The sequence below is a fragment of the Nocardia sp. NRRL S-836 genome, from assembly GCF_001279525.1.
Classification (GTDB): domain Bacteria; phylum Actinomycetota; class Actinomycetes; order Mycobacteriales; family Pseudonocardiaceae; genus Lentzea.
The window spans coordinates 130376-147268 of sequence record NZ_LGDY01000116.1; the positions used below are offsets into that span (position 1 = coordinate 130376).

Sequence of the window (16893 nt, forward strand, 5' to 3'; positions counted from 1 at the left end):
GAGAGGCCGAGCTTGACGACCCGACAACGGCCCGCGCACCGACCAGGGCCGATGGGCGGGCCGTTGGTACGACCACCGCCGCTCAGCCTCACCCCCTGGGCGGCTGCGACGACCGTGGTCGTTCCCCTCGGTCGAGGCGTTCAGGGTGGCACAGCACCTCGGGAGAGGTCGAGAGAAGTTCACCAACCGCCGCCGTTGATCGGCCACAAGTCACATCTGACCAGTGGGTTCACCGGTTGCTGCGGTGCACAACCACTCGAACGGCCTAGCCGGACCCCAGGCACAGGAACGGCCTGCGGAACGGGTCCTTCGCCATCGCCTCCGCCAGCGCCACGGCCGGTGCCGCCCCCGCCACCAGCGCACGGTGGTAGTCCGCCATCGCCGCCGCACTCGCCTCGTCACCGACCTTGCTGGCCGCGGCGACCACGGTCCGGGTGCCACCCGCGAGCATCGCCCCGGCGAACCCGAGCGCCTCGTCACCAGGACGGATGCGGTTCAACGCCAGCGAACACGCCGACAGCACCACGTGCGCGGGCGGCTTGCGCAGCCGCCCCAGCTCGTGCGCGAACAACGGCCCGTCGAACAACTCCAGCCGCGAGAACAACGCGTTCTCGTTCTCGTGCTCCCCGTGCGCCGCGACGTGCACCAGGTCCGCCCCGTCGAGGCGCGCGAGCACCTCACCCGCGGTCGCCTGGTCCCCCGCCAGCACGGTCGCCTCCGCGTGCTGCGCGCCCAGCCGGTCCAGCTCACCGTCCGCGAACTGCAGCCCCGGCCCCTTGACCAGCAACACCCGGTCGGTCTTCGGCTCGGCGGACTGCGTGGCGGCGAGCCAGGCCGTGGCCGACGGCGCCGTCGTGACCGGCCGCCCGTGCAGGCTCGGCAGCACTCCCCACGGCACCGCGTACAACGACCCGGTCGGCACCATGACCAGCTCCCGCTCGCCGATGAGCCCGACCAGCGGCTTGATCAGCAACGAGTCGAGGGCATCCGCCTGTTTGCGTGCCGAAGCCCCGATGACCTGCACCAACGGCGGCGGGAGGTGGTCCGGCGCCAGCGCGTTGAGGTCGAAGTGCAGCTTCTGGGCGCCTTCCAGCGCGTCCTCGGCGATCCCCAGGCGCACCATCCGCACACGACCACCCGCCAGCACCACGGCGACCATCTCACCGTTGGACACGACGAAGCTGACCATCGCCCGGTCGCCCAGCTCGGCGAAGACCTCGCTGACCGTCGCCACCGGACGCGTCCGTCCCCAGCGCTGCGCGTGCCACCCGAGCCGGTTCGCCTCACGCTGCGCCCTCACGATCTCGGCACGCAGCTTGGTGGTCGGCCGGCCGTCCAGACCGGCCCGCATCAGCTCCCGGCCCAGACCGCGCACCTCCGCGATGCGTTCGGCCAGCTCGGGGTTCTCGACCAGTTCCAACGGCTCGTAGCGGTAGGTCTGCGCGCGGGTGCGTTCGATCCACACGAACACGTGGCGGGCGTTGTGGCTCTCCAAGGCAAGGCGGATCGCCAGGTCGCGGAGCTCACGGCCGTGCACCGCCGTGGCGGACACCAGCTCCAGCCCACCGAGTTGATCGCGCACCAGGCCCAGTTCGTCCAGGCCCTTGCGCGCGTGCTGCAACGCGGTACGGCGATCTCCCTTCCGGAGGGCGAGCTCCGCGAGGACGAGCCGGCGTTGCATGCGCTGGTCGAGCGGCGTGACCGCACGCGGGCCCGGCAGCTGCCGCAGCAGCTCCTCGCCGTCCGACAGCCTGCCCCTGCGGATCTCCAGCCGGGCAGCCAGCACCTTCGCGAGCGAGGCCTCGTCCAGCAGGTGGTTGTCCGCAAGCTGCTCGGACAGGGTCAACGCCTTCTGCACCAACGCGTTCGTCACGCGTTTGACCTGCATGGCATGCGCCCACAGCTCGATCAGGGCAGCCATCATCCACCAGGTGCTGCCCCGCTTCTCCAGCTTGCGCATCGAAGCCTTCGCCATCCGGCGGGCCAGGTCGAACTGGTCGTCGAGCAACGCCGCCGACGCCCGGTACATCTCGACCTCGGCGATGTCCTGGTTGACCTTGTCCTTGCGCAGGACCAGCAGCGCCTCGTCGAGCATCCGGCCGACGTCATCGGACACACCGACCATCAACATCGCTTCGGCGTGCAGGAGCTGCACACCGGCGAGCACCGAATGCTGCTCGGTCACGCGGAAGATGCGCTCCGCTTCCTCGTAGTGCCGGAGCGCCTCGACCAGGTCCCCGCTCTGCTTGTGGGTGTTGGCAAGGGCCGCGACCGTGTACGGGTAGAGGTCGTCGAGGTTGTACTCCCGGCTCAGGACAGCCACCCGCTCCAGGTCCGCGATGGCGAGCTCGCGCCTGCGGATGGCCGCGTTGGAGAAGGCCCTGGCGGTCAACGACGTCGCGAGACGCTGCACCCACTGCCGGTCGATCCGGTCGGGTGAGGTCAGCAACGCGTTCTCGGTGAAATCGATGAAGCGGCTGAACCACTGGACCGCCTGTTCCGGCTGCCCCATGCGCATGATCATGCCGCCGTGGCAGTAGTCCGTGTTCCCCTTCAGCAACACGCGCAGCCAGGGGTCGTCGAGGAGCTCGATCTCCTGCCTCGCCCGGTCGAACAGCTCGATCGCGACGTCCGAACCGCTCGTTTCAGCCAGGCACCGGCCGAGGGTGTAGAGGATTCGAGCCCGCAACTCCGTCCGTTCCGGACTGTCTGGGGCACGATCGGCGTGCACGAGTGCACGCTTCAGGAGACGGATGCCAGGCGGGAAGCGGTACCTCGCCTGCTCCGCCCATCCCTTCTGGTACAACTCGCGCGCCCTGTCCAGGGCACGAGCGGGCATGTGATCATCACACCACATTCGCCCGAATGGCGCTGTCCTCCAACCAGGCGCAGACACCGGTTGAAGGACAGCGCAGAGCGTGACTAGCTGGCCACTTCCTGCTTGGCCAGGTTGTCCGGGTGGTTCGGGCAGTCCGGGTCGTGCTCGACCGGACCCTCGGTGACCAGCTTGTGGTCACCCATCACCGGCCAGCCGGGAGGCAGTGGGCCGCAGCACTGCGGCGTCAACGGCGGGTCTTCCGGCTGCGGGGTCTTCTTCGGCTCGGGGCTGTCGAGCAGGTCCTTGACCTTGTCGACGATGTCGCCCAAGAACCCTTCACGCTGCGTCGTCATGAGGTTTCCCCCCTCGTTTGGACTATTACTTTCCATCCCCCCAGATGGATGCATGGAGAGAGTGGCACACACCGCTACGGGTATACGTCTCATTTAGCTAACAGCCACTCGGACGGCCTAAGATCACAAAGGGTCACCTGCGAAAACAGGTGACCCTTTGTGATTCATACATCTATTGCGTATCTACCGGGACCTTTTGTCCTCGTCCCGATCTCGACGCAGCGTCACATCTCAGCTGCACCTGGCGATGATGATCTCGCGCACGCGGGCGGCGTCGGCCTGGCCCTTCGTCGCCTTCATGACCGCGCCCACGATCGCACCGGCGGCCTGGACCTTGCCGTCGCGGATCTTCTGGGCCACGTCCGGCTGGGCCGCGAGGGCCTCGTCGACGGCCTTCTCCAGCGCCGAGTCGTCCGAGACGACCTTCAGGCCGCGCTTCTCGACGACCTCGTCCGGGGAGCCCTCGCCCGCCAGCACGCCGTTGACGGCCTCGCGGGCGAGCTTGTTGGTCAGCGCGCCGGAGTTCACCAGCTCGATCACCCGTGCCACCTGGGCCGGGGTGATGGCGAGGTCGGTGAGCTCGACACCCTTCGCGTTGGCCTGCTGCGCGAGGTAGGACACCCACCACGGGCGGGCCTCGTCCGGCTTCGCGCCCGCCTCGACGGTGGCGATGATGAGGTCCAGCGCACCCGCGTTGACCAGGTCGCGCAGGACCTCGTCGGTGAGGTTCCAGTCCTTCTGGATGCGCGCGCGGCGCTCCCAGGGCAGCTCGGGCAGGGTGCCGCGGAGCTCCTCGACCCACTCGCGCGACGGCGCGATCGGGACCAGGTCGGGCTCGGGGAAGTAGCGGTAGTCCTCCGCCGTCTCCTTCTTGCGGCCCGGTGACGTGCTGCCGGACGACTCGTCGAAGTGACGGGTCTCCTGGATCACCTCGCCACCGGAGGCGAGCACCGCGGCCTGGCGGGTCATCTCGAAGCGCACGGCACGTTCGACGCTGCGCAGCGAGTTGACGTTCTTGGTCTCGGTGCGGGTGCCCAGCGCGCCGGTGGTCTTCGGCGAGAGCGACACGTTCGCGTCGCAGCGCAGCGAGCCCTGGTCCATGCGGACGTCGGACACGTCGAGCGCCTTGAGCAGGTCGCGCAGCGCGGTGACGTACGCGCGGGCCACCTCGGGAGCGCGTTCCTTCGTGCCCGGGATCATCTTCGTGACGATCTCGATCAGCGGCACGCCGGCGCGGTTGTAGTCGAGCAGCGAGTGCTCGGCGCCGTGGATGCGACCGGTGGCGCCACCGACGTGCAGCGACTTGCCGGTGTCCTCCTCCATGTGCGCGCGCTCGATCTCGACGCGGATGACCTCGCCGTCGTCCAGCGTCACGTCGAGCCAGCCGTTGAACGCGATCGGCTCGTCGTACTGCGACGTCTGGAAGTTCTTCGGCATGTCCGGGTAGAAGTAGTTCTTCCGGGCGAACCGGCACCACTGCGCGATCTCGCAGTTCAGCGCGAGGCCGATGCGGATCGCGGACTCGACCGCCTTGGCGTTGACCACCGGCAGCGACCCCGGCAGACCGAGGCAGGTCGGGCAGGTGTTGGTGTTCGGCTCGCCGCCGAAGGCGTTGGCGCAGCCGCAGAACATCTTCGTGTTCGTGTGCAGCTCGACGTGCACCTCGAGGCCCAGGACCGGGTCGTACTTCTCGACGACCTCGTCGTAGTCCATCAGTTCAACGAGAGAGGTCATGCCAACTCGTCCTTCCGCAGTGCGCGCGCGGCCAGCGCCGCACCGGTGATCGCCACGGCGAAGCTCGCGATCGCGTTCGCCAGCGCGAGCTTGTCCTTCTTCTCGCGGGCGACCTTCAGACCGGAGAACGCTCCCACGGCGCCGACCACGGCGCCGACGAGACCGAAGAGGCCACGTGCCTTCTTGATGTTCACAGCGACGGCCCTCCAAACGCGCCACGCGCGAGCTCGTATGCCGCGGCGACGCGGTACATGCGGTGGTCCTGCAGCGCCGGCGCCATGATCTGCAGGCCGACCGGCAGACCGTCCTCATCGGACAGGCCGCTCGGCACGCTCATCGCCGGCGTGCCCGCGAGGTTCGCGGGGATGGTGCAGAGGTCGGCCTTGTACATGGCCATCGGGTCGTTCGCGCGCTCACCGATCTTGAACGCCGTGGTGGGCGTGGTCGGCGAGATCAGCACGTCGAAGTTCTCGAACGCCTTCGCGAAGTCCCGCGTGATCAGCGTGCGGACCTTCTGCGCCGAGCCGTAGTACGCGTCGTAGTAGCCCGACGACAGCGCGTACGTGCCGATGATGATGCGGCGCTTGACCTCCGGGCCGAAACCGGCCTCGCGGGTCAGCGACATGACCTCCTCGGTGCTGCGCGTGCCGTCGTCACCGACGCGCAGGCCGTAGCGCATGGCGTCGAACCGGGCGAGGTTCGACGAGCACTCGCTCGGCGCGATGAGGTAGTAGGCGGGCAGCGCGTAGTCGAAGCTCGGGCACGACACGTCCGAGATCTCCGCGCCGAGCTCCTTGAGCTGCGACACGGCGGCCTCGAAGCTGCGCAGCACGCCCTGCTGGTAGCCCTCGCCGGTGAACTGCGTGACGACGCCGATGCGCAGCCCCGACAGGTCGCCGGACAGGCCCTCGCGGGCGGCGGCGACCACGGGCGGCACCGGGGCGTTGATGGACGTGGAGTCCATCTCGTCGTAGCCGGCGATGACCTCGTGCAGCAACGCGGCGTCGAGCACCGTGCGCGCACACGGACCGGCCTGGTCGAGGCTGGACGAGAACGCGACGAGGCCGTAGCGGCTGACCCCGCCGTAGGTGGGCTTCACGCCGACGGTGCCGGTGACGGCGCCGGGCTGGCGGATGGAGCCACCGGTGTCGGTGCCGATGGCCAGCGGTGCCTGCAACGCGGCCAGCGCCGCCGACGAGCCACCGCCCGAGCCACCGGGGATGCGGTCGAGGTCCCACGGGTTGTGCGTGGGGCCGTAGGCGGAGTTCTCGGTCGACGAACCCATGGCGAACTCGTCCATGTTCGTCTTGCCGAGGATGACGACGCCGGCTTCCTTGAGCTTGCGGGTCACCGTGGCGTCGTAGGGCGGCAGCCAGCCTTCGAGGATCTTGGAACCGACCGTGGTCGGGATCCCCTCGGTGGTCATGACGTCCTTGAGCGCCAGCGGCACACCGGCCAGCGGCGAGACGGCGTTGCCGGCCTTGACGTCCGCGTCGACCCTGCGGGCCTGCGCGAGCGCGCCCTCGGTGTCGACGTGCAGGAAGGCGTTGACCTTCCCGTCCGTCTCGGCGATGCGGTCCAGGTGGGCCTGCGTGACCTCGACCGAGGAGACCTCGCCGCTGTGGATCTTCGCGGCGAGCTCGGCCGCGGTGGCGTGGATCAGGTCGTTGGTCATGCTTCCTCACCCAGGATGCGGGGCACGCGGAACCGGCCGTCCTCGGCATCAGGAGCGCCAGAGAGCGCCTGCTGCTGACCGAGGCTCGGACGGACCACGTCCTCGCGGAAGACGTTGGTCAGCGGAACGGCGTGCGACGTCGGCGGGATGTCGGCCGTGGCGATGTCGCCCACCGTGGCCACCGACTGGAGGATCACGTCGAGCTGGCCGGCGAACAGGTCGAGCTCGTCGTCGGTGACAGCCAGCCTGGCGAGCTTCGCCAGGTGCGCGACCTCGTCGCGGGAGATGCTGGGCACTCCTGTCAACCCCCGTAGGGTCGGGATACGAATCGGGAACCCCGTGAGTCTATGGGCTGGTCAGCAGCGTCTTCGAACGGGTTACCGAGCGACGGCTCAACTTAACCGTTCCGCAACGCGGACAGCAGGTCATGCGTTGAGGATGCGTCTGCGAGAATCACCGACCGGCAACGGTGCGAGACGCGGGGTCACGCGCACGAGCTATGGAGGCGTTCACCTTGTCGTTCCTGATCCGGGTCCAGCTCCCGGACCGTCCCGGCACCCTCGGCGCGGTCGCAACGGCACTGGGAGAGATCGGGGCGGACATACTCAGCGTGGACGTCGTGGAACGCGGTTCCGGCCTGGCGATCGACGACCTCGTGGTGGAGCTGCCGTCCGGGCGCCTGCCCGACACGCTGATCACCGCGGCCGAGTCCGTCGAGGGCGTCGAGGTCGACGCCGTGCGGCCGTACGCGGGCATCCTCGACACCCACCGCGAGCTGGAGCTCGTCGAGGAGATCGCCGAGGAGCCGCACAAGGGCCTCGAGGTGTTCACCGAGGGCGTCCCGAAGATCATCCGGGCCGGCTGGGCGGTCGTCGTCGGACCGGAGGGCACCGGCATCAACCGGCTGACCTCGTCGTCGGCGGCACCGGAGACGCGGATGGCGGACGTGCCGTGGTTCCCGCTGGAGCGCGCGACCGTGCTCGACGGCGAGGACGAGTGGGTGCCGGAGACCTGGCGCGAGCTGGGCACCGAGCTGGCCGCCACGCCGCTGGGCAAGCCCGACCGGGTGCTGGTCGTCGGCCGTCCGGGTGGCCCCATGTTCCGCGCGGCCGAGGTGGCCCGGCTGGCGCACCTGGCGGGCATCGTGGCCGTGGTGCTGCCGGACTAGGGACTCACCGGGCAGGCACCTACTGGGGCGCCTTGGACCTGAGCGACCTCCTGGCCATGGCGACGAGCTCGACGTTGTTCCTGGCCACGCGGCCGTCCGGCAGCGTCAGGGTGTCCGCGAGCCCCATCCGCGTGCTGTGTTCGAGGCGGCCGGCGTGGTCGAGCACCGGCCACGCCTCGGCGTCCCTGCCGTGCAACAGAATCGGCCGGTGCAGGGGTTCGAGCCGGCCGAGCAGCTCCGCGACGTTCGCGCGGGTCGCGGTCGCGGTCAGCCGGGCCACGTGGTCCACGTCCGCGGCTTGCAGCAGCTGCGCGGCCGCCACGCTGTCGACGACCAGCTCGACGGCGACGCCGACCTGGTGCAACGCCTGGACCACCTCCTGCCACCCCGGCTGCCCGACGCGCACGGACGCGATGTCCGGCCGCCCGGCCGCGAGCGGCGCCCAGCTGCCGATCACCGCGGCCCGCGGCCCGTCGACGTCGGTGGACACCCCGATCTCGATCCCCGGCACCGCCGCCCTGACCGTGGCGATCGTGGTGGCCACCTCGGGCCCGACGAGCGTGGGCACGCCGATGACGTCCCTCGGGTGGAGGTGCACCGACGTCACACCGAGCGCGGCGACGTCGGCGGCGTCCTCGGCCAGGCGCTCGGGGCTCAACGGCAGGGCCGGGTGCTCCTGCGCGGTGCGGGAGCCGTTCAGACAGGCTTGCAGCACAGGTCAACGGTCCCACACCAAGCCGCTCAGCGCGTCGCGCCAATGGCCGCCGTCTTCCGGTGGCTCTCGCCCGGCGAAAACACCGGTCAGAGGTTCCAGCCTTCGGCGAGCGTCCTGATCAGCTCCTTCTGCCTGGTCTCCAGGACAGCGGGCGTCCACTCGTCCTGGGCGAGCACCTGGCTGGTGAGGGGGAACGCCGCCACGCCCTTGCCGCTCAGGAAGTACTTCGCCTTCTTGAGGGCGAAGTCGTAGTTCTGCGCCTCGGCGTTCTTCGTCCTGTTCAGCAGCACGAGGTTGGCGATCCGGTGCGTCCAGGTCGTCCGGTCGTCCGCGGAGAAGTCGGCCACCCAGCGCGAGTCCTCCGCCGGCCGCTGGGGCAGCACGTGTTCGACCGTGATGATCGAGAAGGTGTGCGTCACGCCGGAGCCGTCGGCCACCATCTCGTCGAGCCGCAGCAGCACGTACTTCCGGATCTTCGGCACCAGGTACAGCGCTCCGTCGAGCTGCCGCAGGGTCTCCGCGCGCTCGTCGTCGCCGAGGCGGAAAGCGGGTGCGTCGAGCCCGAGGCCGGCCGCGAGCTCCTGCAGCAGGTTCGCGTACCTGATCACCCTCGGAGTCGTGTAGACCCGGCGGACGAACATGCTGGCGGCGAGCCGCTCCAGCCGGCGCAGGAAGCGGTCCAGCCAGTCGGGGTCGTCGCCGTGGTGGCGCACGGCCCAGAGCGCGGGCGGGAGCCAGTCGTTGTTGTCGATCTGCGCGAGCCGCCGGAACCACGAGTTGATCTGCTCGGCCCCGGTCGACGCCACGTAGCCGAACTCGCGGATCCGCCGGTACGCCTCGGCGTAGGGCACCAGCACGTCGTCGACGAACTCGGCGGCACGGTCCGGCAGGTACCCGTCGAGCACCTGCTTGGGGAACTCGATCATCAGTTCCTGCTTCGCCCGCTCCTTGACGAAGATCATCCGCAGGTAGAGGAACAGGTCGGCGAAGCTGCTCCTGCCGAGCATGACCTCGGCGTCGTCCCATTTCGTGGCGTACTCGTCGGAGTCCAGCTCACCGATGACCTTCGACTTGAAGATGTCCGCGGGTGACAGGTCGAGGCCGCGGGCGTTCATCACGCTGAAGATGCGGTGTGCGCTGGCCAGGTTCGGCGTGCTCACCACCACCAGGAACGTCCTGGCACTCATCATCTTGACCAGCCGGTGCCGGGCGTCCTCGCCCATGTCGACGAGCACCGCGCGCAACGCCTTGGCGTTGTCCCTGATCGCGCGCTGCGCGTCGGTCTTCAGGGCCATGTCACCCAGATCGACCAGGTCCTGGATGCGGCCGGGCTCCTGGACGTAGGTGCGGAAGAACCCCCGATCACGCTTCTTGAGCTCCAGCCTGGGCTTTGCCTCGAGTCCGAGCAGCTCGTCACCCGGCTCGACGATCATCTTGTCGAGCGACGTCCGGATGCCGCCCGGCGACGCGAGATCCCTCACGACCGCGAACAGGATCGTGAGCGTGGTAAGCCGCTGCTGCCCGTCGATCACCTCCGAGTCGGCGGCGCCGTTGCTCTTCACGAGCACCGTGGAGCCGAGGAAGTAGGGCTCGTCGTCATCGCGTCCGAGTGCTTCGACCAGGTCGTCCAGCAGCTGCCTCGCCTGCTCGACCTCCCACGCGTAGGGCCTCTGGTAATCGGGGATCCGGAAGTCGTAGTCGCTGCCGAACACCTTGCGCAGTGGCACCTCATGGGCTTCGAGCTGTTGCATGATCGCCACATCGCGGGGCCGTGGACCGCCGTTACGCACTGCGGTGGCGGACGAGTGGCACCACAATCTGGCCTGACCGAACCACCCGCACCGCTGGAGGTAACGGATCATGGCAGTTTCGGTGAACCTCGACATGCTGCTCGACAAGGCCTACGAGAACCTGCCGCTGACCGAGATCCTGGACGCGCCGGTCGACGCGTTGCAGGGGGTCAGCGCGGGTGACGCGGAGAAGCTGAAGGCCGCGTTCAACATCAAGACGGTGCGCGACCTCGGCACCAACAAGTACTTCCGGGCCGCCGTCACGCTGCTCGACCTGGAAGCGGCCGCCCGTTAGCCGAGCACGATCCGGTAGTGCAGGAACGGCGTCTTCTCCGCGACCTGGTCGTAGAGCCCGCGGGCGGTCGCGTTGTGCTCGGCGGTGTGCCAGTACACCCGCGCGCACCGCTGCTGCCGTGCCCACGCCGTCACCGCCTCGATCAGCGCGCGGCCCACGCCGCGGCCGCGCGCCTCGGGGGCGGTGAAGAGGTCCTGGAGGTAGCAGACGTCCGGGCCGGAGGTGCTGGGGTGCCGGAGGAAGTGCGTGATGCCGACGATTCCGTCCTCCGTCCGCGCGGCCAGGGCGTGGATGCGGTCGTCGCTCAGGAACGCCTGCCACTTCTCGTCGTAGGTCCGGTCGGGCAGTGTGCGTTCGTAGAAGGTGTTGTAGCCCTCGAAGAGCTGTTGCCAGCGCGGGCGGTCGGGCGGTTCGAGCGGGCCGATCGCGATCATGTTGTCCCTTTCCGTGGTCACCCGGTTGGATGACCGTCGTGTCGACGACCCTCACCACCGAGCTGCTGCTGCACCGCGCTGGCACCAAGTCTTACTGGCGTGGTCTGACCTACCGCGATGCCGTGCGTGCCCTGCGGGTGCACAGCAGGCACGTGACGGCGCTGGTGCGCGGCAGCGAGGACGCCCTGTACTCGGTGGAGCTCTCGTGGGCCGAGACGCACCTGGCGGGGGCGTGCACCTGTCCGCACGGGTCGGAGGGGTTCTTCTGCAAGCACTGCGTGGCCGTCGGGCTGGTGCTGCTGGAGCGCGGGGAGACCGTGCCGCCGCCGGACGCGGAGGACGTGGAGCTGCGCGACCGGCTGAGATCGCTGCCCGCGGAGGTGCTGCGGGAGCTGTTGTACGAGCAGGCGGCCGGGGACCTGGGGCTGCGGTCGCGGATCATGAAGGCGTCGCGGGAAGTGGAACGGGCGCCGAGCTAGTGGTCTGGCGGGTCGTCAGGCACACGCGGGGTAGGTCACGGGCCAAGGGGCAAGAGGCCGTGTGACCTGCTCCTGACCACTGCGGACCGGTAGTGGGTGCGGCGATCTGGGCCCGGCGAGAGCTGAGCAGCCGATGTCACTCGCCTCGGACGTGGCCCTTCCACCGCGACGGCGGCGAGCCGCGCCCAGCGGGGTGGTGGGCGGTGTCATGGGTGACGTCGGCACGGTTCTCGTCGTTCGCGAGGCCCCGTTCGCGGTCGCTCCACGCGCTACCGCCCGCGGGTCGCGGTCACAGCGGCAGGGCGTACGCGAGCAGCTTCGCGCCGGGGCGCACGAACCAGTCGCGGTCCGGCAGCCGGGTGAACCCCAGGCGCCCGTACAACCGGTGTGCCGCCAGCATCTTCTCCGAGGAGGAGAGCACCACCCGGTCCGCGCCGAGGGCACGGGCGCGGTCGAGCACCGCCCGCACCAGGGCCTCGCCCACGCCGCGGCCCCGTGCCGCGGCGGCCACCGACAGCATGCGGAACTCCGCCTCGCCCGGCTCGGACACCTCCGCGAACGGGGTGCCGGGCAGCACCACGGTGACCGAGCCCAGCAGCTCGCCGTCCGCGGCGTCCACGGCGACCAGCAGCTCGGCCTCGTGGAACCGCGTCGTCGCGTCGGCCAGGTGGGCGGCGTAGTCGTCGGTGTCGGCGACGTAGCCGTCGGCGCGGTAGGCCTCGACGGTGATCGCTCCCACGGCGGCCAGGTCGGCCTCGCGGGCCGGGCGGATGAGCACGTCTGCCATCAGGGTTCTTCCTCCGGGTTCAGGGCCACCTCCCGCGCCGCGTCCGGGCCGGAATCGAGCAGCACGCGGAAACCGGCCTCGTCGAGCACCGGCACCTTGAGGGAGACGGCCTTGTCGTACTTGGATCCTGGCGAGTCGCCGACCACGACGAAAGAGGTCTTCTTCGACACCGAGCCCACCGCCTTGCCGCCGCGGGCCAGGACCGCCTCCTTGGCCGAGTCGCGGGAGAAGTCCGTCAACGACCCGGTGACCACGATCGACAGGCCTTCGAGGTTGCGGGCGATGGACTCGTCGCGCTCGTCCTCCATCCGCACGCCCGCGGCCGCCCAGCGCCGCACGACCTCCTGGCGCCACCCGGTCTCCCGCCACTCGACGACGGCGGCCGCGATGGTCGGGCCCACGCCCTCGGCACCGGCCAGCACGTCCTCCTCGGCCGCGAGGATCGCGTCCATCGACCCGAACTGCTGCGCCAGCGCACGGGCCGCGGTCGGGCCGACGTGGCGGATCGACAGCGCGACCAGCACCCTCCACAGCGGACGCGACTTCGCCGTCTCCAGGTTGTCGAGCAGCTTCAGCGCATTCGCCGACAGCTCGCCCTTGATCGTCACGAACCGCTCGACCTGCCTGAGCGACTCGGCGTCGAGGTCGAACAGGTCGGCCTCGTTGGTGTACGCGGTCGACTCGGTGATCGCCGCCGCGGCCTCGTAGCCGAGCACCTCGATGTCCAGGGCGGAGCGGGAGGCGAGGTAGGCGAGGCGTTCGCGGAGCTGGCCCGGGCACGTCTGGGCGTTCGGGCAGCGGATGTCGACGTCGCCCTCCTTCATGGGGCGCAGCTCGGCGTTGCACTCGGGGCACCGCGACGGCATCACGAACTCGCGGGCGTCGGCCGGGCGCGCGGCCAGCACCGGGCCGAGCACCTCGGGGATCACGTCGCCGGCCTTGCGGATGACGATCCGGTCGCCGATCAGCACGCCCTTGCGCTTCACCTCCGACGCGTTGTGCAGGGTGGCCCGCGCGACCGTCGAGCCGGCCACCTTCACCGGTTCCATCAGCGCGAACGGCGTGACGCGGCCGGTGCGGCCCACCTGGACGGAGATGTCGAGCAGGGTGGTCGTGGCCTCCTCCGGCGGGTACTTGTACGCGATGGCCCAGCGCGGGGCCCGCGACGTCGTGCCCAGGCGCCGCTGCAGCGAGACCTCGTCGACCTTCACGACCACGCCGTCGATCTCGTGGACCGCGTCGTGGCGGTGCTCGCCCCAGTGCTCGACGTGCCGCGCGACCTCCGCGGGATCGGTCAGCACCCTGGTGTGCGAGGAGACCGGCAGGCCCCACTGCCTCAACGCCTCGTAGGCGATCGACTGCCGCTGCGGCGTGAAGCCCTCGGTCTTGCCGATGCCGTGGCAGATCATCCGCAGCTTGCGCGCCGCGGTGACCTTCGGGTCCTTCTGCCGCAACGACCCCGCCGCCGTGTTGCGCGGGTTCGCGAACGGCGGCTTGCCCTGCTCGACCAGCGAGGCGTTGAGCGCCAGGAAGTCCTCGACCGCGAAGAACACCTCGCCGCGCACCTCGACCAGGTCCGGCACCGGGTACTCCTGCGAGCCCTTCAGGGTTTCCGGCACGTCCGCGATTGTGCGGACGTTGAGCGTGACATCCTCACCGGTGCGGCCGTCGCCCCTGGTGAGCGCTCTCGTGAGCCGGCCCTTCTCGTAGAGCAGGTTGATGGCCAGACCGTCGATCTTCAGCTCGCACAGGAAGTGCGTGCCCTCGCCCGCGTCCCGCTCCACGCGCCGGAACCACTCGGCCAGCTCGTCCTGCGTGAACACGTTGTCCAGGCTGAGCATCCGCTCCAGGTGGTCGACCGCCCTGAACTCGGTCGAGAACGTGCCGCCGACGAGCTGCGTCGGCGACTCCGGCGTGGCCAGGCCGGGGTGGGCGGCCTCGAGTGCCTCCAGTTCCTTCAGCAACGCGTCGAACTCACCGTCGGTGACGATCGGGTCGTCCAGCACGTAGTAGCGGAACTGGTGCGAGCGCACCTCCTCCGCGAGCACGGCGTGCCGCTCGCGGATCTCGGCAGGAACGTCTTCAAGGCTCTCGCTGGTCACGTCCACGAGCTTAGTGACCAGGTCCGACAATTCCGGGCAGCTCAGTCGTCCGAGACCTGCGCGAGTGTCCGAACGAGTGAACGCAGCTCCAGCAGGCTGATCGTCCCCTCCGGCTCCAGCTGGGCCGTCTCGACGCGGCGCAGCCGTTCCCCCGCCAGCCGCTCGCCGAGGGTGACGTCCAGCGGCAGGAACGTCATCGTCTGCCGCTGCTGATCGGTCAGCTGCCCCAGCGCCGGGTGGTACACGGCCACGTCGACCACCGCACCGTCCACCTGGGCCACGATCCGGAAGTCGCCCAGCAGCATCTTCACCGCGCCGAGGTTGACGACCACCTCGGTCGGGTCGGGCACCGGCGGCACCGAGTCGTGGAACTCCCACACCATGTCCGAGGGCGGCGCCGCGGCGATCCAGGCGTCGGTGTACGGGCGCAGCCGCGGGTCCTCCTGGCCGGTGACGACGAGCGCGTACATCGCCATGTGCCCCTGCTCCAGGCTGAACAACAGATCCGGGTGCATGGCGTGGACGAGCGCCTGGAGGTCGTCCTCGACGCGGTGCGGTTCGCCGTCGCCCAGCGCCGCGCTCACCACCGGCACCAGCTCGAACCACTGCTCCCAGAACCGCTGGGCGGCCTCCTGGGCGTTCGGCAGGTGCGCGGGGACGGCGTCTTCCGCTTTGCGGCGGCGGAACCACTTCATGATTCTCAAGCGTAGAGCTTGCGGCCTTCCGCGAGCATGTCGACGAACTGGGCGATGCGCCGTTGCCTGGTCTCCTGCCGTTTCGCGTCGTGCACGCGCAACAGGATCGCGAACCGGTTCTGGCTGTTGAGCGTCTCGAAGAACGCGGCGGCCCTCGGGTTGGCGTCGAGCGCCTTCCTGAGGTCGTCCGGCACCTCGATCGTCGCGGGACCCGCGTACGCGGCCTCCCAGCGGCCGTCGGCCTTGGCCTTCTCGACCTCCGCGAGCCCGGCCGGCAACATCCGCCCGGCCGCGATCAGCTCCTCGACCTTGCCGCAGTTGCGCTTGGACCACTTGCTGCGCGCCGTGCGCGGCGTCCAGCGCTGCTGGTAGTACGTGTCGTCGATCGAGCGCACCAGGCCGTCGATCCACCCGTGGCACAGCGCGACGTCCAGCGCCTCGCCGTAGGTGATCGACCGCAGCCCCGACCCCTTCTTCGCGTACTTGATCCACAGTTCGGTCTCGGTGGCACCGTTGCGGTGCAGCCACCGGTCGAACTCCTCCGGCCCCTCGAAGAAGGTCAGCGCACTCTGCTCGGCCACGACATCAACTCCCTCACCACGCCCCGAATTATGGGTGGCGCCGCACGCGTTGCCCAGACGAGGATCCCGTCATGCTGATCCGCCGGGAGACACCCGCCGACATCGACGCCATCCGCGCCGTCACGAACCTGGCGTTCAAGAACGGCCCGGAGGCACCGCTCATCGACTGGCTGCGCGCCGACGAGGGGTGGATCCCGGAGCTGTCGCTGGTGGCGGACGGCGTGCTGGGCCACGTCGTGTGCACGCGCGGGTACATCGGCGACGCGCCCGCCCTCGGCCTCGGGCCCATCGCCGTGCACCCCGAACACCAGCGGGCAGGCATCGGGAAGGCGCTGGTGCACGCGGTGCTCGGGGCGGCGGAGGCCCTGGGCGAGTCAGCGGTGGTGCTGCTCGGGGACCCGCGCTACTACTCGCGGTTCGGGTTCCGGTTGGCCGAGGAGTTCGGGATCACGCCGCCGGTCGCGCAGTGGGCGCCGCACTTCCAGGCCCGGTTGTTCGCACCGGTGGAGCCGGGGCCGTTCCGGTACGCGGAGCCGTTCAACCGACTTTGAGCACGGTGCCGTCGGACCGGCGCGCGTACACCGTGCCGTCGGGCTGCGCGGACACCGAGTCGATGAAACGGGTGTCGCTCAACGGTTCCCAGGTCTGGCCCAGGCGGTGCACGCGGCCGTCTCGCAGCGCGTAGACCGCGATCGTCCCGTCCGGACGGAGGACGACCTCGGGACTCCCGGTGAGCCCGGAGGCGATCTCGCGCCACGCGCCTTCCGCGTACGCCATCAACGCGGTTCCCGAGCGCACGTACACCGTGACCGACCCGTCGGGGTGGACGACCGCGGACGGCTTGCCCTGGGCGAAGCCCGGTCCGCTCAACGGGACCGATCGCGGCTCGTCCGCCGGGGCGGGTTGCGACTCGTCACTGGGAACCGGTCCTGGCTCGTCCCTCGAAACCTGCCGCGGTCCATCCCCCGGAACCGACCGCAACCCGTCCCGCGAAACCGGCCGCAACCCGTCCCTCGAAACCGGCCGCCGCTCGTTCCCCGGCACCGATCCCGACCCATCCCCCGGAACCGACCGCAACCCGTCGCGCGGAGTGGATCCCGCCTCGCCCTTCGGAATCGATCCCGACTCATCCCCCGCCTGGGGGGTGCCGAAAGCCCCCACTCCTATCGGCGCTTTCAAGGGGTCGTTGCAACAGAAGTGATCAACTGGCTTTGACCAGGAGCTTAGCGAGGCGCTCGGCTGGGTTGTCCCAGCCGAGCGTTTTGCG

At 69.9% G+C, this 16893-nt stretch carries 18 protein-coding genes; 4 read left to right on the plus strand and 14 right to left on the minus strand.

The window, feature by feature from the left end:
- Window positions 1-265 precede the first annotated feature (265 nt).
- The 6 genes from ADL03_RS30175 to gatC all read right to left on the minus strand — a co-directional run bounded on the left by ADL03_RS30175 (window position 266) and on the right by gatC (window position 6876).
- The gene (locus tag ADL03_RS30175; RefSeq protein WP_197288754.1) at window positions 266-2689 is read right to left on the minus strand and encodes a CHAT domain-containing protein; all 2424 of its coding nucleotides are present in this window, start codon (window positions 2687-2689) and stop codon (window positions 266-268) included.
- A 233-nt stretch (window positions 2690-2922) separates the two neighbouring features.
- The gene (locus ADL03_RS30180; protein ID WP_053736966.1) at window positions 2923-3171 is read right to left on the minus strand and encodes a hypothetical protein; all 249 of its coding nucleotides are present in this window, start codon (window positions 3169-3171) and stop codon (window positions 2923-2925) included.
- Between the two features lie 231 nt (window positions 3172-3402).
- Window positions 3403-4905 carry an Asp-tRNA(Asn)/Glu-tRNA(Gln) amidotransferase subunit GatB gene (gene gatB, locus ADL03_RS30185; RefSeq protein ID WP_053736967.1) on the minus strand — a complete coding sequence of 501 codons (1503 nt, stop codon included), beginning with the start codon at window positions 4903-4905 and terminating at the stop codon, window positions 3403-3405.
- Entirely contained in the window at window positions 4902-5099 is a 198-nt protein-coding gene (locus ADL03_RS30190; protein WP_197288755.1) for a hypothetical protein, read from the minus strand. The genes gatB and ADL03_RS30190 overlap by 4 nt, the downstream gene beginning before the upstream one ends.
- Window positions 5096-6580, minus strand: a complete 1485-nt coding sequence (gatA, locus tag ADL03_RS30195; RefSeq protein ID WP_053736968.1) for an Asp-tRNA(Asn)/Glu-tRNA(Gln) amidotransferase subunit GatA — start codon at window positions 6578-6580, stop codon at window positions 5096-5098. The genes ADL03_RS30190 and gatA overlap by 4 nt, the downstream gene beginning before the upstream one ends.
- A complete protein-coding gene (gene gatC, locus ADL03_RS30200) occupies window positions 6577-6876 on the minus strand; it encodes an Asp-tRNA(Asn)/Glu-tRNA(Gln) amidotransferase subunit GatC (protein WP_053736969.1) in 300 nt (99 codons plus the stop codon). Before gatC ends, gatA begins: the two co-directional genes overlap by 4 nt.
- Window positions 6877-7094: 218 nt before the next feature.
- On the opposite strand from gatC, the gene ADL03_RS30205 reads away from it, so the two are divergent.
- Window positions 7095-7748: an ACT domain-containing protein gene (locus tag ADL03_RS30205; RefSeq protein ID WP_053736990.1), complete on the plus strand. Its 654-nt coding sequence runs from the start codon at window positions 7095-7097 to the stop codon at window positions 7746-7748.
- 19 nt (window positions 7749-7767) lie between these two features.
- Here ADL03_RS30205 and ADL03_RS30210 read toward each other — a convergent pair whose 3' ends face one another.
- Both ADL03_RS30210 and ADL03_RS30215 read right to left on the minus strand, forming a co-directional pair.
- Entirely contained in the window at window positions 7768-8463 is a 696-nt protein-coding gene (locus tag ADL03_RS30210) for a 3-keto-5-aminohexanoate cleavage protein (RefSeq protein ID WP_053736970.1), read from the minus strand.
- Window positions 8464-8549: 86 nt separating this feature from the next.
- Window positions 8550-10214 (minus strand): DUF262 domain-containing protein, encoded by a 1665-nt coding sequence (locus ADL03_RS30215; protein WP_053736991.1) that lies wholly within the window; start codon window positions 10212-10214, stop codon window positions 8550-8552.
- Window positions 10215-10323: 109 nt separating this feature from the next.
- On the opposite strand from ADL03_RS30215, the gene ADL03_RS30220 reads away from it, so the two are divergent.
- A complete protein-coding gene (locus ADL03_RS30220) occupies window positions 10324-10548 on the plus strand; it encodes a hypothetical protein (RefSeq protein ID WP_053736971.1) in 225 nt (74 codons plus the stop codon).
- Here ADL03_RS30220 and ADL03_RS30225 read toward each other — a convergent pair.
- On the minus strand, window positions 10545-11003 hold the full coding sequence (locus tag ADL03_RS30225) for a GNAT family N-acetyltransferase (RefSeq protein WP_197288756.1): 459 nt from the start codon (window positions 11001-11003) through the stop codon (window positions 10545-10547). The genes ADL03_RS30220 and ADL03_RS30225 overlap by 4 nt on opposite strands.
- A 17-nt stretch (window positions 11004-11020) precedes the next feature.
- Here ADL03_RS30225 and ADL03_RS30230 point away from each other — a divergent pair, with 17 nt between their 5' ends.
- Window positions 11021-11461 carry an SWIM zinc finger domain-containing protein gene (locus ADL03_RS30230; protein ID WP_157529474.1) on the plus strand — a complete coding sequence of 147 codons (441 nt, stop codon included), beginning with the start codon at window positions 11021-11023 and terminating at the stop codon, window positions 11459-11461.
- A 289-nt stretch (window positions 11462-11750) separates the two neighbouring features.
- On the opposite strand, the gene ADL03_RS30235 is transcribed toward ADL03_RS30230, so the two are convergent.
- Genes ADL03_RS30235 through ADL03_RS30250 form a run of 4 tightly spaced genes read right to left on the minus strand, consistent with a single transcriptional unit; the run spans window position 11751 to window position 15626 of the window.
- The gene (locus ADL03_RS30235; RefSeq protein ID WP_053736973.1) at window positions 11751-12248 is read right to left on the minus strand and encodes a GNAT family N-acetyltransferase; all 498 of its coding nucleotides are present in this window, start codon (window positions 12246-12248) and stop codon (window positions 11751-11753) included.
- The gene (ligA, locus tag ADL03_RS30240; RefSeq protein WP_369809036.1) at window positions 12248-14356 is read right to left on the minus strand and encodes an NAD-dependent DNA ligase LigA; all 2109 of its coding nucleotides are present in this window, start codon (window positions 14354-14356) and stop codon (window positions 12248-12250) included. The genes ADL03_RS30235 and ligA overlap by 1 nt, the downstream gene beginning before the upstream one ends.
- A gap of 35 nt (window positions 14357-14391) precedes the next feature.
- Window positions 14392-15045, minus strand: coding sequence for a hypothetical protein (locus ADL03_RS30245; protein WP_053736975.1), 654 nt, complete (start codon window positions 15043-15045; stop codon window positions 14392-14394).
- 5 nt (window positions 15046-15050) lie between these two features.
- Window positions 15051-15626: a YdeI family protein gene (locus tag ADL03_RS30250; RefSeq protein WP_053736976.1), complete on the minus strand. Its 576-nt coding sequence runs from the start codon at window positions 15624-15626 to the stop codon at window positions 15051-15053.
- Window positions 15627-15697: 71 nt separating this feature from the next.
- Here ADL03_RS30250 and ADL03_RS30255 point away from each other — a divergent pair, with 71 nt between their 5' ends.
- A complete protein-coding gene (locus tag ADL03_RS30255) occupies window positions 15698-16177 on the plus strand; it encodes a GNAT family N-acetyltransferase (RefSeq protein ID WP_053736977.1) in 480 nt (159 codons plus the stop codon).
- Here ADL03_RS30255 and ADL03_RS30260 read toward each other — a convergent pair.
- Window positions 16164-16496: a hypothetical protein gene (locus ADL03_RS30260; protein ID WP_053736978.1), complete on the minus strand. Its 333-nt coding sequence runs from the start codon at window positions 16494-16496 to the stop codon at window positions 16164-16166. The genes ADL03_RS30255 and ADL03_RS30260 overlap by 14 nt on opposite strands.
- Window positions 16497-16893 lie beyond the last annotated feature (397 nt).